This window comes from Pseudomonas sp. JH-2 (assembly GCF_036231725.1).
GTDB lineage: Bacteria > Pseudomonadota > Gammaproteobacteria > Pseudomonadales > Pseudomonadaceae > Pseudomonas > Pseudomonas delhiensis.
This window is the reverse complement of the sequence record NZ_JAZAQP010000010.1, coordinates 22,203-35,359: the sequence shown is the minus strand read 5'-3', so window position 1 is coordinate 35,359 and position 13,157 is coordinate 22,203. Positions and strand designations below refer to the sequence as shown.

11 protein-coding genes are annotated in these 13,157 nt (G+C 69.9%); 6 read left to right on the top strand and 5 right to left on the bottom strand.

Annotated features, from left to right (window positions below; translation table 11 throughout):
* Window positions 1-14: 14 nt before the first annotated feature.
* Window positions 15-1,073, bottom strand: a complete 1,059-nt coding sequence (gene nadA / locus VV867_RS09525; RefSeq protein WP_089393125.1) for a quinolinate synthase NadA — start codon at window positions 1,071-1,073, stop codon at window positions 15-17.
* A 217-nt stretch (window positions 1,074-1,290) separates the two neighbouring features.
* On the opposite strand from nadA, the gene VV867_RS09520 reads away from it, so the two are divergent.
* From VV867_RS09520 to VV867_RS09510, 3 genes are all read left to right on the top strand, one after another.
* Complete coding sequence (locus VV867_RS09520) at window positions 1,291-2,445, top strand: aromatic ring-hydroxylating oxygenase subunit alpha (protein WP_328566229.1); 1,155 nt, start codon at window positions 1,291-1,293, stop codon at window positions 2,443-2,445.
* An 11-nt stretch (window positions 2,446-2,456) separates the two neighbouring features.
* Entirely contained in the window at window positions 2,457-4,118 is a 1,662-nt protein-coding gene (locus VV867_RS09515) for a choline dehydrogenase (protein ID WP_275629122.1), read from the top strand.
* A 112-nt stretch (window positions 4,119-4,230) separates the two neighbouring features.
* Entirely contained in the window at window positions 4,231-5,259 is a 1,029-nt protein-coding gene (locus tag VV867_RS09510) for a GlxA family transcriptional regulator (protein WP_328566228.1), read from the top strand.
* Here VV867_RS09510 and VV867_RS09505 read toward each other — a convergent pair.
* Window positions 5,247-5,996, bottom strand: a complete 750-nt coding sequence (locus VV867_RS09505) for a class II aldolase and adducin N-terminal domain-containing protein (RefSeq protein ID WP_328566227.1) — start codon at window positions 5,994-5,996, stop codon at window positions 5,247-5,249. The genes VV867_RS09510 and VV867_RS09505 overlap by 13 nt on opposite strands.
* Window positions 5,997-6,371: 375 nt before the next feature.
* Here VV867_RS09505 and VV867_RS09500 point away from each other — a divergent pair, with 375 nt between their 5' ends.
* From VV867_RS09500 to VV867_RS09490, 3 genes are read left to right on the top strand one after another with little or no spacing between them, the layout of a single operon-like run.
* Window positions 6,372-7,175 carry an energy transducer TonB gene (locus VV867_RS09500; RefSeq protein ID WP_328566226.1) on the top strand — a complete coding sequence of 268 codons (804 nt, stop codon included), beginning with the start codon at window positions 6,372-6,374 and terminating at the stop codon, window positions 7,173-7,175.
* A gap of 31 nt (window positions 7,176-7,206) precedes the next feature.
* Window positions 7,207-7,923, top strand: a complete 717-nt coding sequence (locus VV867_RS09495) for a MotA/TolQ/ExbB proton channel family protein (RefSeq protein WP_275629120.1) — start codon at window positions 7,207-7,209, stop codon at window positions 7,921-7,923.
* A gap of 1 nt (window position 7,924) precedes the next feature.
* Window positions 7,925-8,326: an ExbD/TolR family protein gene (locus VV867_RS09490; protein ID WP_009616955.1), complete on the top strand. Its 402-nt coding sequence runs from the start codon at window positions 7,925-7,927 to the stop codon at window positions 8,324-8,326.
* Between the two features lie 469 nt (window positions 8,327-8,795).
* Here the strand turns inward: VV867_RS09490 and VV867_RS09485 are convergent, their stop codons facing one another.
* From VV867_RS09485 to VV867_RS09475, 3 genes are all read right to left on the bottom strand, one after another.
* Window positions 8,796-10,406 (bottom strand): arylsulfatase, encoded by a 1,611-nt coding sequence (locus VV867_RS09485; protein WP_328566225.1) that lies wholly within the window; start codon window positions 10,404-10,406, stop codon window positions 8,796-8,798.
* Window positions 10,407-10,571: 165 nt separating this feature from the next.
* Window positions 10,572-11,399 (bottom strand): ABC transporter ATP-binding protein, encoded by an 828-nt coding sequence (locus VV867_RS09480; RefSeq protein ID WP_328566224.1) that lies wholly within the window; start codon window positions 11,397-11,399, stop codon window positions 10,572-10,574.
* Entirely contained in the window at window positions 11,396-13,000 is a 1,605-nt protein-coding gene (locus tag VV867_RS09475) for an ABC transporter permease (RefSeq protein ID WP_328566223.1), read from the bottom strand. Before VV867_RS09475 ends, VV867_RS09480 begins: the two co-directional genes overlap by 4 nt.
* Between the last annotated feature and the right edge of the window lie 157 nt (window positions 13,001-13,157).

Sequence of the window (13,157 nt, the reverse complement as noted above, 5' to 3'; positions counted from 1 at the left end):
GTCCGCTGGAAGGCTCAGGCGTTGCCCGCCACCTTCAGCCTGGCGGCCTGGGTGAACTCCAGCATGCGCTTGAGCGGGCGGATGGCCCGCGGGATCAGCGCCGGGTCGACGAAGATCTCGCCGCTGCCTTCCTTCAGGCAGGCCAGGGTGCGTTCCAGGGTGTTCATGGCCATCCACGGGCAGTGCGCGCAGCTGCGGCAGGCCGCGCCGTTGCCGGCGGTGGGGGCCTCGATGAATTCCTTGTCCGGGCACAGCTGCTGCATCTTGTAGAAGATGCCGCGGTCGGTGGCGACGATGAAGCGCTTGTTCGGCAGGGTCTGCGCGGCCTTGATCAGTTGGCTGGTGGAGCCCACCGCGTCGGCCAGCTCGACCACCGCCTCGGGCGATTCGGGGTGGACCAGGATGGCCGCGTCCGGGTACAGCGCCTTGAGGTCTTCCAGCTGCTTGGCCTTGAACTCCTCGTGGACGATGCAGGCGCCGTCCCAGAGCAGCATGTCGGCACCGGTCTCGCGCTGGATGTAGCGCCCCAGGTGCTGGTCGGGGGCCCAGAGGATGGGCTCGCCGTTGTCCATCAGGTGCTCGACGATCTCCACCGCGCAGCTGGAGGTCACCACCCAGTCGGCGCGCGCCTTCACCGCCGCCGAGGTGTTGGCGTAGACCACCACGGTGCGTTCCGGGTGCTGGTCGCAGAAGGCCGAGAACTCCTCCACCGGGCAGCCCAGGTCCAGCGAGCAGGTGGCGTCCAGGGTCGGCATCAGCACGCGCTTCTCGGGGTTGAGGATCTTCGCCGTCTCGCCCATGAAGCGCACCCCGGCCACCACCACGGTCTGCGCCGGGTGCTGGTTGCCGAAGCGGGCCATCTCCAGGGAGTCGGAGACGCAACCGCCGGTCTCCTCGGCCAGGGCCTGGATCACCGGGTCGCAATAGTAGTGCGCCACCAGCACGGCGTTCTGCGCCTTCAGCTCGGCGGCGATGGCCGCGCGGTACTCGGCCTCTTCCTGCGCGCTCAGCACACGGGGCTGCTTGGCGGCGAGGTGGGCCTGGACCAGGAGGCGTTCGGATATCTGCGTCATGTCTTCACTGCACCTGCGGGGGTACGACCAGCTATGGGGGCGATTTTACATCGCCGCGAAAGCGAGCGCGCGATCTTGCGGGGAAAGCCGCCGGGAGGCAAGCGCCGGCCGGCCGCGGGAACTTGTCGCATTCCATCAAGAGCCCGCGGTTGGGCTCCCCTAGATTGCTCCTCAACGAGCCCCCATCCCGAGGGGCGGTGCCTGGAGGAAACCAGACATGCAATCCGTCGAGCAGATCAAGCACAGCACCCGCGTCGAAGGCTGGGCCGAGCAGCGCCCGGAGGAAGCCTTCACCCTCCCCTCGCGCTATTTCTTCGACCCGGCCATCTTCGCCGCCGAGCGCGACCGCATCTTCATGAGCGCCTGGCACCTGGCCGGGCACCGCAACGAATTCGCCGAGCCCGGGCAGTTCGTGGTCTGCGACATCTTCGACCAGAGCGTGGTGGTGGCCTGCGGCAACGACGGCAAGGTCAACGCCTTCCACAACGTCTGCCAGCACCGCGGCAACCGCCTGCTGGACGTGCGCCGCGGCGCCGACACCCGGGTGCTGCGCTGCGCCTACCACTCCTGGTGCTACGAGATGGACGGCAGCCTGCGCAGCGCGCCGCGCAGCGAGCGGCTGATCGCCTTCGACAAGCAGCGGTTCAACATCCCGAAACTGCGCGTCGAGGAGCTCGGCGGCTTCGTCTACTTCAACTTCGACGCGCAGGCGCCGTCGATGGCCGAGCTGTTCCCCGGCGCCGACCGGGAAATGCGCGAGGTCTTCCCGGACCTTGGCAGGATGCGCCTGATCGAGGAGCAGGACGTGATAGTCCCGGCCAACTGGAAAGTCATCATGGACAACTCCATCGAGGGCTACCACTTCAAGCTCTCCGGGCCCTGCCACATAGATCTGGCCAAACTCATCGACTTCAAGGGCTACCGCTTGACCAAACGCGACAACTGGTGGACCTACATCGCCCCGGCCAACCTCGCCGCCGAGGAGGCCTACGGGGTGAAGCTGACGGGTGCGCGCAACCCCGACGAGCGCTTCTTCAACATCGGCCTGTGGCCGAACAACACCTTCTACACCTTCCCGTTCTCCGAGTTCCTCGGCACCTTCATCATGATCCCGCTGGACGCCGAGCGCTCGCTGCTGCGCTTCGGCTACTACAGCCCCCACGAGGAAGCGCCGGCGGTGTCCCGCGCCTGCATGAAGTGGATGAACGAGGAACTGGGCCCGGAGGACATCGAGCTCAACGTCAGCGTGCAGAAGGGCCTGCATTCGCTGGGCTACGACCAGGGCCGCTACATGATCGACGCCGAGCGCAGCAACGAGAGCGAGCACCTGGTGCACCACTTCCACAAGCTGGTGTTCGACGGCATCCGCTGAGGAGACAGGCCATGCTCGCCAAGGAGTACGACTACGTCATCGTCGGCGCCGGCTCGGCCGGCTGCGTGCTGGCGCGGCGCCTGGGCACGGACCCGACGCTGCGCATCCTGGTCCTGGAGGCCGGCCCGGCGGACCGCAGCTGGACCATCGACATGCCCTCGGCGGTGGGCATAGTGGTCGGCGGCACCCGCTACAACTGGAGCTACGCCAGCGAGCCGGAGCCCTGGCTCGACGGCCGGCGCATCGGCACCCCGCGCGGGCGCACCCTGGGCGGCTCCTCGTCGATCAACGGCATGGTCTACATCCGTGGCCATGCCCGCGACTACGACGGCTGGGCCGCGCGCGGCTGCGAAGGCTGGAGCTACCGAGAGGTGCTGCCCTACTTCCGCCGCGCGCAGAGCCACCGCGACGGCGCCGACGCCTACCGTGGCGGCGACGGGCCGCTGCACGTCACCCCCGGCGACGTCTCGCCAGCGCTGTGCCGGGCCTTCCTCGAAGCCGGCCAGGAAGCCGGCTACGGCTACAGCGCCGACCTCAACGGCGAGCGCCAGGAAGCCTTCGGCCCGGTGGACCGCACCACCCGCGACGGCAGGCGCTGGAGCACCGCGCGCGGCTACCTGGCCGAAGCCCTGGCCGGCGGCAACGTGACGGTGGCGACCTCGGCGCTGAGCCGGCGCATCCTCTTCGACGGCGACACGGCCTGCGGCGTGGAGTTCGAGATGGACGGCCAGCTGCGGCAGGTCCGCGCGCGCCGCGAGGTGCTGCTGAGCGCCGGGGCGATCAACTCGCCGCAGTTGCTGATGCTCTCCGGCGTCGGTCCGGCCGAGGACCTGCAGCGCCTGGGCATCCGGCCGCTGCACGATCTGCCCGGCGTCGGCCAGCGCCTCAACGACCACCCGGACACCGTGGTGCAGTACCGCTGCAAGCGCCCGGTGAGCATCTACCCCTGGACCCGCGCGCCGGGCAAATGGCTGGTGGGCGCGCGCTGGTTCGCCCGCCACGACGGCCTGGCGGCGAGCAACCACTTCGAGGTGGGCGCGTTCATCCGCTCGCGGGCCGGCGTCGAGCACCCCGACCTGCAGCTGACCTTCATGCCCCTGGCGGTGCAGCCGGGCAGCGTCGACCTGGTGCCCGGCCACGCCTTCCAGGTGCACATCGACCTGATGCGCCCCACCAGCCTGGGCAGCGTCGCGCTCGCCAGCGCCGACCCGCGCCAGGCGCCGCGCATCCTCTTCAACTACCTGAAGACCGCGCGCGACCGCGAGGACATGCGCGCCGGCGCCCGCCTGGTGCGCGAGGTGCTGGCGCAGCCGGCGATGCGCGCCTTCGCCGGCGAGGAACTGGTGCCCGGCGCCGACCAGCTCAGCGATGCCCAACTCGACGCCTGGGCCCGCCGCGTCACAGAAACCGGCTACCACGCCAGCGGCACCTGCAAGATGGGCCCGGCCGGCGACGCCGAGGCGGTGGTCGACCCACAGCTGCGGGTGCACGGCCTGCGCGGCTTGCGGGTGGTGGACGCGTCGATCATGCCGGAGATCGTCAGCGGCAACACCAACGCGCCGACGGTGATGATCGCCGAGAAGGCCAGCGACCTGATCCTCGGCCGCACACCGCTGCCGCCCAGCGACGCGCCGGTATGGCTGCACCCGCGCTGGCGCGACTGCCAGCGCTGACGCGGCCCTTGCCAAACCCGGCCCGCTGCCTTTGCATAGAGGCCGCGGGCCTTTCCCCTCCACGAGGCGCCGGCCGAAGCAGCCGCCGCCCAGCACAGTGCCGGATGCAGCCATGATCACCACCGACCGCGCCAACCAGCCCCAGCGCATCGGCATCCTGCTGATGCCGTGCTTCTCCAACTTCGGCCTGGCGGCGCTGATCGAGCCGCTGTCCATCGCCAATTGGCTGGCCCAGCGCAAGCTGTTCGACTGGACGCTGCTGTCGCTCGACGGCAAGCCGGTGCCGGCCAGCAACGGCCTGCTCGCCGCCGCCCAGCAGGGCATCGGCGAGCCGGGCGAGTTCGACGTCTGCGCGGTGATCGCCAGCTTCGACGTGCACCGCCACGCCCGCGACGCCGCGCTCAAGGCCTGGCTCAAGCGCCAGGCGGCGTTCGGCGCGGTGCTGATGGGCATCGAGACCGGTAGCGAGCTGCTGGCCGCCGCCGGCGTGCTCGACGGCCACCCCGCCGCGGTGCACTGGGACAACCTGCAGGGCTTCCAGGAAAGCTACCCGCGCGTACAGGCCCGCGCCCAGCTATACAGCGTCGGCCGCAAGCGCCTGACCTGCGCCGGCGCCACCGCGGTGCTGGACATGATGCTGGGCTGGCTGGAGGGCGTGGCCGGCGCCGGCCTGGCCCGCGAGGTGGCGATGCACATGCTGGTGGAGCGCGTGCGCGAGCCCCAGGTCGGCCAGGTCAGCGGCTTCCAGCACCGCCTGCACGCCCAGGCCGGGCGCCTGGGGCGGGCCATCGCGCTGATGGAGCAGCACCTGGAGGAGCCGCTGAGCTGCGAGGCGCTGGCCGCGCGCGTCGGCCTGTCGCGCCGCCAGCTGGAGCGGCAGTTCATGCAGCACACCGGGCTGACGCCGCTGAAGTACTACCTGGCCCTGCGCCTGGCGCGGGCCCACAACCTGCTGCAGCAGACGCGCATGAGCGTCGCCCAGGTCGCCGCCAGCGCCGGCTTCGGCTCGCTGGAGCACTTCTCCCGCGCCTACCGCGCGCGCTTCGGCTGCGCGCCGAGCAACGACCGCTCGCAGAGCCTGGAGGCGCCGGTCATGCGCCAGCCCCTGGCGCACGACCGGCTGCCCGCTCAGCTGCGGTAGTCCGGCTCCTCCTCGTCGAGGATGCCCTGCAGCGCGGCGAAGTGGCGCTGGGCGAAGTCCGGGTAGTCCTGCCACTGCCGGGCGGTCTTGCGCGCCACCTCGTCGCTGGCGATGCGCAGCGGGCGGCCGGTGGCCAGCGCGGTGAGGTAGAGCTCGCAGGCGCGCTCGAAGTAGTACAGGTCGTCGAAGGCCTGGGCCACGCTGGGCGCCGCCACCAGCACGCCGTGGTTGCCCATCAGCAGGATCGGCTTGTCGCCCAGCTGGCGGCTCACCCGCTCGGCCTCGTCACCCAGGCCCATGCCGTCGAAGCCTTCGTCGATGGCCACGCGCTCGAAGAAGCGCATGGCATTCTGCTCGATGGGCGGCAGCCGCGAGTCCGCCAGGCAGGCCAGCGCGGTGGCGTACTTCGAATGCACGTGGAGGATGCAGCGGGCATGGGGATGGCGCCGGTGCAGCGCGCCGTGCAGGGCCCAGGCGGTGATGTCCGGGGCGTCGGGGCGCTCCAGCGCCGATGGGTCGTCGGCATCCAGCACCAGCAGGTCGCGGGCGCGGATGCGCGAGAAGTGCCGGCCGTAGGGGTTGATCAGAAAGCGCCGGCCGTCCTCGGACACGGCCAGGCTGAAGTGGTTGGCGATGGCCTCGTGCAGGCCCAGGCGCGCGGCCCAGCGGAAGGCGCAGGCCAGCTCGGCGCGGGCCGGGGCATGGGCCTCGGGAAAGGCGATGGCTTCGTTGTGCATGGCGGCGGCTCCTCGGGACGGGCGCACCCGGCGGGCGCGCATCCGTTGGCCCCGAGTCTAGGGAGCGGGCCGGCGTCGGCTTGACGCGATGCGACGGCCCCTGTCGCGAAGGCTCTGGAACGGGCCTCGGCGCCCTGCCCTGCGGGCATATTTTTCATGCCGCAAAGGCATGAGGGCATCCGGCGAATCCGCCAAGCCTTAGTGCCACGCCGCCTGCAGCGGTCCGCGCGAATCGCTTATTCCCTAAGGAAATTTAAATAAGGCAAACAATTACTTTAACAGCTAAGACTCTCCCTCAATCATCTAGTCCGAACCCGGCGCCCCCACGGCGCCGCGCTTTTCCAGGTCGTCGCTAGAAACCCGAGGAGATCGTCCATGGCCAACCCCCAGCCAGCCGTCGCGCAGGACCCGCGCCTGCGCCCTGCGCCCGGTGGCGATATGGTCGAGCTGGGCCGGCCGCCGCGCCCCCCCCTGCAGCTGGTGCGCCACGTGCCGGCGAAGCACAGCGTGCTGGGCCGCCGCGAAGCGCTGCTGCTCGGCCTGCTGGTCCTGAGCCTGCATGGCTCCGTGGCCTACTGGCTGAGCCAGCAACCCACGCCCAGGCTGCCCGAGGTGCCGCCGCAGGTACCGCCCATGACCATCGAATTCAGCGCCCCCACCCCGCCGGTGGTGGAACCGCCGCCCCCCGAGCCGACGCCGCCGGTGGTGGAAGAACCGCCGCCGCCCGTGGTGGACGAGAACGCGGTGAAACCGCCGCCGCCCAAGCCGGTACCCAAGCCCAAGCCGAAACCGGTGGCCAAGCCCAAACCCAAGCCGGTGGAACAGCCGCCCGCGCCGCCCAAGGCGGAAACCCCGCCGGCACCGCCCGCGCCCCCGGCTCCGCCGGCGCCGGCCCCGGTCACCCCGCCCTCGGCCCACGCCGGCTACCTGCACAACCCGGCGCCGGAATACCCGGCCCTGGCGCAGCGCCGCGGCTGGGAAGGCACGGTGCTGCTGCGCGTCCACGTGCTGGCCAGTGGCGGCCCGAGCGAAATCCAGGTGCAGACCTCCAGCGGCCGCGAGGCCCTCGACCAGGCGGCGATCAAGGCCGTGCAGCGCTGGAAGTTCGTACCCGCCAAACGCGGCGACGTGGCCCAGGACGGCTGGGTCAGCGTGCCCATCGACTTCAAACTGAATTGATCTGCGACGAGTTCGCACAGGAGAGAACCCCATGAGTCTGCCCCTCAACCCCGTGGAATCCGTCGAAGGCGCGGTGATCTGGCTACTGGCCGGCTTCTCCGTCCTCACCTGGAGCCTGGCCCTGGTCAAGGGCATCCAGTTCGGCCGCCAGAAATCCCAGGACCGTCGCTTCCAGAAGCAGTTCTGGGGCGCCACCAGCCTCGAATCGGCCGGCGAGCAGTCCGCCGGCCAGCCCGGTGCCGGCGCCCGGGTGGCCCAGGCCGGCTTCGCCGCCATCCAGGTGCCCGACGGCAACCAGCACGACCTGGCCCAGTCGATCAACCACCAGGACCGCCTGGAACGCGCCCTGCGCCAGCAGATCCAGCGCGAGCGCCGCTCCCTGGAATCGGGCCTGGCGGTGCTCGCCTCGATCGGCTCCACCTCGCCCTTCATCGGCCTGTTCGGCACCGTGTGGGGCATCATGGAAGCGCTCAAGGGCATCAGCGCCGCAGGCTCGGCGAGCCTGGAGACCGTGGCCGGCCCCATCGGCTCGGCGCTGATCGCCACCGGCGTGGGCATCGCCGTCGCCGTGCCCGCGGTGCTGGTCTACAACTACTTCCTGCGCCGCCTGAAGCTCACCGCGGCCGACCTCGACGACTTCGCCCACGACTTCTACAGCCTCGCCCAGAAGAGCGCCTTCCGCGTCATCGTCCACCCCGCCGCGGCCAAGAAGCCCAGCGTCGGCAAGAACGTGAAGGAGGCGAGCTGACATGGCCTTCTCGACCCAGGACAGCGACGAGGTTCTCTCCGAGATCAACGTCACCCCGCTGGTGGACGTGATGCTGGTGCTGCTGGTGGTGTTCATCGTCACCGCGCCGCTGCTGACCAACGCCATCCCGATCAACCTGCCCAAGACCGAATCGGTGGCCCCGCCGGAACAGAAGGACCCGCTGGTGGTGAGCATCGACGGCGCCGGCAAGTGGTTCATCAACAAGGACGAGATCCAGCCCGAGCTGCTGCAGGGCAGCCTGGAGGCGGCCAAGGCCAAGGAACCGGAGCTGCGCGTGCAGCTGCAGGCCGACGAGGGCGTGAACTACGGCCAGGTGGCCAAGGCCATGGCCTCGATCGAGAAGGCCGGGATCACCAAGCTGTCGGTGATCACGGCGCGCTAAGGCGTTTCATCGCTGTTCTTCGTTGCAATACCCCATCGAAACATCCGTTCTTCCAGGTCGCTTTCTTCAACTCAGGCAGGGGAAAGCGGCCTTTTTTATCCGCACGAAAAGCCACGGAGCCACCGTTATCCGCCGTTTTCAACGGCCTATCATCGCGGACGGAGTCCGCTCCTACGAGGCTTGCCGTCCTTGTCTTGCAGGCCGCGCCGAGGTGCTCTTCGTAGGAGCGAGCTTGCTCGCGAATGGCGTTTCCCGGCGGCCACGGTGCTTGGGGTTGGCTCCGCCCCTCTCCCCAACCCTCTCCCTGAAGGGAGAGGGGGCTGTCCGGCGTGGGCGGAAGGTTCGGTGTCAACCTGTAGGAGCGGACTCCGTCCGCGATTGATCTCACCGGCTGCGCCGGCCTCCCCGCAGCGAAAACAAAAAAGCCCCGGGCATCGCTGCCCGGGCTTCGCTTTTCGTCGACCGCGGCTCAGCGCACCAGGAACGGCGACGCCCCCTCCACCACGCCGGTCTCGTTGACGTACTGCTTCCAGTGTTCGATCAGCTCGGCCAGCTTGCCCGGCTGGGCCTCGGCCAGGTCGTGGACCTCGCCCGGGTCCTTGGCCAGGTCGTACAGCTGCCAACTGGCCGGGCCCACCGGCGCGGGGATGTACACCGCCTTCCAGTCGCCCTGGCGGATGGCGCGCATGCCGAACAGCTCCCAGCCGGTCACGGTCTTCTCGTCGTGGGCGCGCTCGGTCTCGCCGGACAGCCAGCCCAGCCAGGACTTGCCGCGCGGCTCGGCGACCTCGCGGCCACGCCAGCGCTTGCCGGGGTGGCGCACGCCGGCCAGGTCGAGGAGGGTCGGGGTGATGTCCATGACGGTGGCGAACTGCTCGCTGATCACGCCCTGGCGCGACAACTGCGGGTAGCGCACGAAGGCCGGCACGCGGATGCCGCCCTCGGTGGTGAAGGCCTTGAACAGCCGCGACGGCGCGGTGGCCGCCTGGGCCCAGCGCGGGCCGTACCAGACGTAGGAGTTGGCGCGGCCGATGTTGTCCAGGCTGTTGTCGTAGTGCTGGTCGAGGAAGCCCAGCAGGTCCGGGCCGAATTTCGGGAAGGCCTCCAGCAGCGCGCCCTCGGCGCCGTTGTCGGACATGAACAGGATGAAGGTGTTGTCCAGCTCGCCCTGCTGGCGCAGGTAGTCGACCACCCGGCCGATGTTCCAGTCCATGCGCTCGACCATCGCCGCGTAGACCTCCATGGCCCGCGCCGACTTCGCCCGCTCCTCGTCGCTCAGCGCCTCCCACTCGCGGCTGATGGCGACCACCGGGTGCGCCTCGACGTCGTGCGCTACCAGGCCCAGCGCCTTGAGCCGGGCCAGGCGCTCCTGGCGCAGCGCCTCGGGGCCGGCGTCGTAGCGGCCGCGGTACTTGTCCACCACCTCCTTGGGCGCCTGCAGCGGCCAGTGCGGCGCGGAGAACGGCAGGTAGGCGAAGAACGGCCGCGCCTGGTCGCGCTCCTTGAGGTACTGCAGCAGCTTGTCGCCGAAAGCGTCGGAGGAATAGAAACCCTCGGGCAACTGGTCGATGAACTGGTCATCCTCGATGTAGAGCGCTGGCGTGCCTTTGAGGATGCGCGGCGTGCTGTCGTCGTAGGGCGGCTCGTAGCCGTAGTGGTTGGCGGCGCCGGGCAGCAGCGAGAAGGAACGCTCGAAGCCACGCGCGTGGGGCGCCTGCTCGGCCTTCAGGCCCAGGTGCCACTTGCCGGCCATCAGCGTCTGGTAGCCGGCCTCGCGCAGCAGTTCGGGCAGCGCCACCACGCGGTCGTTGAGGTAGCCCTCGTAGCCGGGCTTGCCCTCCAGCTCCGGGGTCAGCACCTCGGCCATGGTGCCGATGCCGGCGATGTGGTGGTCGGTGCCGGTGAGCAGCATCGAGCGCGTCGGCGAGCAGGTCGGCGCGGTGTGGAAGTCGGTCAGGCGCAGGCCGGCATGGGCCAGGGCGTCGAGGTTGGGCGTGGCGATCTCGCCGCCGAAGGCGCCGATGTCGGAGAAGCCGAGGTCGTCGGCGACTATCACCAGGAAGTTGGGGCGTTTGCTCATGTCGGGACTCGGGGGTTGGGAGGTTTCATGTAGGAGCAACTGTCTTGCAGGCCGCGCCGGGGTGTTCTTCGTAGGAGCGAGCTTGCTCGCGAACCGCATGGCACCGCATTTGTTCGCGAGCAAGAACTAGGCGTCCCCCTCGCTCCTACGAAAAGAAGAGACGCCTCAGCAGGCGATGAATTCGAACGGCAGGTTCTCCACCCGCCTGGGCTGCGGCGCGACGTAGTCGCCATCGCCGGTCAGCTCGTGCAGCAGCTCCTCGCGCAGGCGCAGGAAGTCGAAGCCGCCGCGCTCGCGCGGGTGTGCCAGGGGCACCTCGACGATGCGCTTGATGCGCCCCGGGCGCGGCGCCATGACCACCACGCGGTCGGCCAGGAACAGCGCCTCCTCCACGTCGTGGGTCACCAGCAGGGTGGTGATGCGCTCGCGCTCGCGGATGCACAGCAGTTCCTCCTGCAGTTGCTGGCGGGTCAGCGCGTCGAGGGCGCCGAAGGGTTCGTCCAGCAGCAGGATGCGCGGGCTGGCCACCAGCCCGCGGGCGATGGCCACGCGCTGGGCCATGCCTCCGGAAAGCTGGTGCGGGTAGGCGCGGTGGAAGGCCGACAGGCCCACCAGTTCCAGGTAGTCGGCGACCTTGCGCGCCTTGCCGGTCTCGCTCAGCGGCTCGTTGACCAGGCCCAGGGCGACGTTCTGCTCCACCGTCAGCCAGGGGAACAGGCGGTGCTCCTGGAACACGATGCCGCGCTCGCCACCGATGCCGTCGATGGCCTTGTCGCCGATGCGGATCTCGCCGCGGTACTCGCGGTCCAGGCCCACCAGCAGGCGCAGCAGGGTGGACTTGCCGCAGCCGCTGGCGCCGACGATGGCGATGAACTCGCCCTCGGCGATGTCCAGGTCGAAGCGCTGGATGGCCTCCAGTTGCCGGCCGTCCACCGGGAAGCTCTTGCCGACCTGGCGGAAGCTCACCAGCGGCGCGGAAGTGAAAGCGTTCATACGTGTCTCCAGCGCGTGGCGTGCGCTTCGATGCGTTGTCCGAGGGCGCCGAGCAGGGCGCCGGTGAGGCCGACCAGGAGCATCCCGGCGCTGACCAGGTCCATGCGGAACAGCTGCTGGGCGCCGATCATCAGGCTGCCGATACCGCCGTCCGAGGGCATGAAGTACTCGGCGCCGATGGTGCCCAGCCAGGCGTAGATCAGGCCCAGGCGCAGGCCGGCGAAGATCGACGGCGCCGCCCCCGGCAGCACCAGCCGGCGCAGGCGCTGCCAGCTCGACAGGCGCAGCACCCGGGCGGCCTCGCCCAGTTGCGCCGGCAGGCTGGCGATGCCGCGCTGGGTGGCCAGCAGCAGCGGGAAGAAGCTGGCCAGGGCGACGAACACCACCTTGGCCGCCTCGCCCAGGCCGAACCAGGCGGTGAGTAGCGGCACCCAGGCGAAGATCGCAACCTGGCGCAGAGCCGAGAACGACGGGCCGAGCAGGCGCTCCGCCGGGCGCCACAGGCCCAGCGCCAGGCCCAGCAGGAAGCCGGCGCCACCGCCCAGCAGCAGGCCCAGCAGCGAACGCTTCAGGCTGGCCAGCAGGGCCGTGGGCAGGCTGCCGTCGAGCAGGCCCTGCCAGGTGGCCTCGACCACCGCGGCGGGGCTGGCGAGGATCGCCGGGTCGACCCACCGGGCGATGCTCGCCGCCTGCCACAGGCCGAGCAGCGCCAGCGGCAGCAGCCAGGGCTGCAGACGCTGCCAGCCCTGGCCGCGGGCGCCACGGCGGAACTCGCCGGCGGCCTGCTGCGGCCAGTGCACCAGGCGCCGCTCCAGGGCCTGGATGCCCTGGTCCATGGCCGCGCCCACCAGGCCGACGACGAGGATGCAGACGAATACCACGTCGAGCATGAACAGTTGGCGGCTCTGCACCATCAGGTAGCCGATGCCCTCGCTGGAGGCCAGCAGCTCCACCGCCAGCAGCGAGGTCCAGCCCTGGGCCAGGGCCAGGCGCACGCCGGTGAGGAAGGCCGGCAGCGCCGCCGGCAGCAGCAGCCGGCGCACCAGCAGCGGCGTCGGCAGGCGCAGCACGGCGGCGGCCTCGCGCAGCTTGGGCTGGGCATCGCGCACGCCGACCAGGGTGTGCAGCGCCACCGGGACTATCACCGCCTTGACCAGCACCACCAGCTTGAGCAGTTCGCCGATGCCGAAGAACAGCATGAACAGCGGAATCCAGGCGAGCGTGGGAACCTGCGCCAGGGCCAGGAAGGTCGGCAGCACGAAGCGCTCGGCGCTGCGGCTGAAACCCAGCCAGGCACCCAGCGCCGCGCCGCTGGCGATGCCGGCGAGCAGGCCCCAGAACAGCCGCTGCAGGCTGACCCACAGTTGTTGCCAGAGCTCGCCGGCGAACAGCTCGCGGGCGCTCTGCCAGACCAGCGTCGGCGCCGGCAGTATCTGTGCGGACATCCAATGCTGGGCGGCGGCCAACCACCAGAGGACGAACAGCGCCAACGGCAACAGCCAGGGCAGCAGGCGCGGGGCGAGGCGCGCCAGACGCTGCGAGGCGACGGCGCTTGAGGGGCTGGGCACAGGCAAGGCGAGCGCCTTAGAAATATTCTTCATTGGAATATGAAAAAATCTATCAATGCATTTATGAGCTAAGAAGCCCCATTTAAGGGAAGCCTCCCCGGTGCGGCCAATGCATTCGACGAATATTTTTTATGCCTTGCGCGCATTCGCCCGGCAGCGCGGATGGCGGCTGACTTATCTCTTTAAATTA

Excerpts from the sequence above, each read along its gene's own strand:
- nadA (WP_089393125.1), bottom strand. The coding sequence starts at position 1,073 with ATGACGCAGATATCCGAACGCCTCCTGGTCCAGGCCCACCTCGCCGCC.
- VV867_RS09520 (WP_328566229.1), top strand. The coding sequence starts at position 1,291 with ATGCAATCCGTCGAGCAGATCAAGCACAGCACCCGCGTCGAAGGCTGG.
- VV867_RS09515 (WP_275629122.1), top strand. The coding sequence starts at position 2,457 with ATGCTCGCCAAGGAGTACGACTACGTCATCGTCGGCGCCGGCTCGGCC.
- VV867_RS09510 (WP_328566228.1), top strand. The coding sequence starts at position 4,231 with ATGATCACCACCGACCGCGCCAACCAGCCCCAGCGCATCGGCATCCTG.
- VV867_RS09505 (WP_328566227.1), bottom strand. The coding sequence starts at position 5,996 with ATGCACAACGAAGCCATCGCCTTTCCCGAGGCCCATGCCCCGGCCCGC.
- VV867_RS09500 (WP_328566226.1), top strand. The coding sequence starts at position 6,372 with ATGGCCAACCCCCAGCCAGCCGTCGCGCAGGACCCGCGCCTGCGCCCT.
- VV867_RS09495 (WP_275629120.1), top strand. The coding sequence starts at position 7,207 with ATGAGTCTGCCCCTCAACCCCGTGGAATCCGTCGAAGGCGCGGTGATC.
- VV867_RS09490 (WP_009616955.1), top strand. The coding sequence starts at position 7,925 with ATGGCCTTCTCGACCCAGGACAGCGACGAGGTTCTCTCCGAGATCAAC.
- VV867_RS09485 (WP_328566225.1), bottom strand. The coding sequence starts at position 10,406 with ATGAGCAAACGCCCCAACTTCCTGGTGATAGTCGCCGACGACCTCGGC.
- VV867_RS09480 (WP_328566224.1), bottom strand. The coding sequence starts at position 11,399 with ATGAACGCTTTCACTTCCGCGCCGCTGGTGAGCTTCCGCCAGGTCGGC.
- VV867_RS09475 (WP_328566223.1), bottom strand. The coding sequence starts at position 13,000 with ATGAAGAATATTTCTAAGGCGCTCGCCTTGCCTGTGCCCAGCCCCTCA.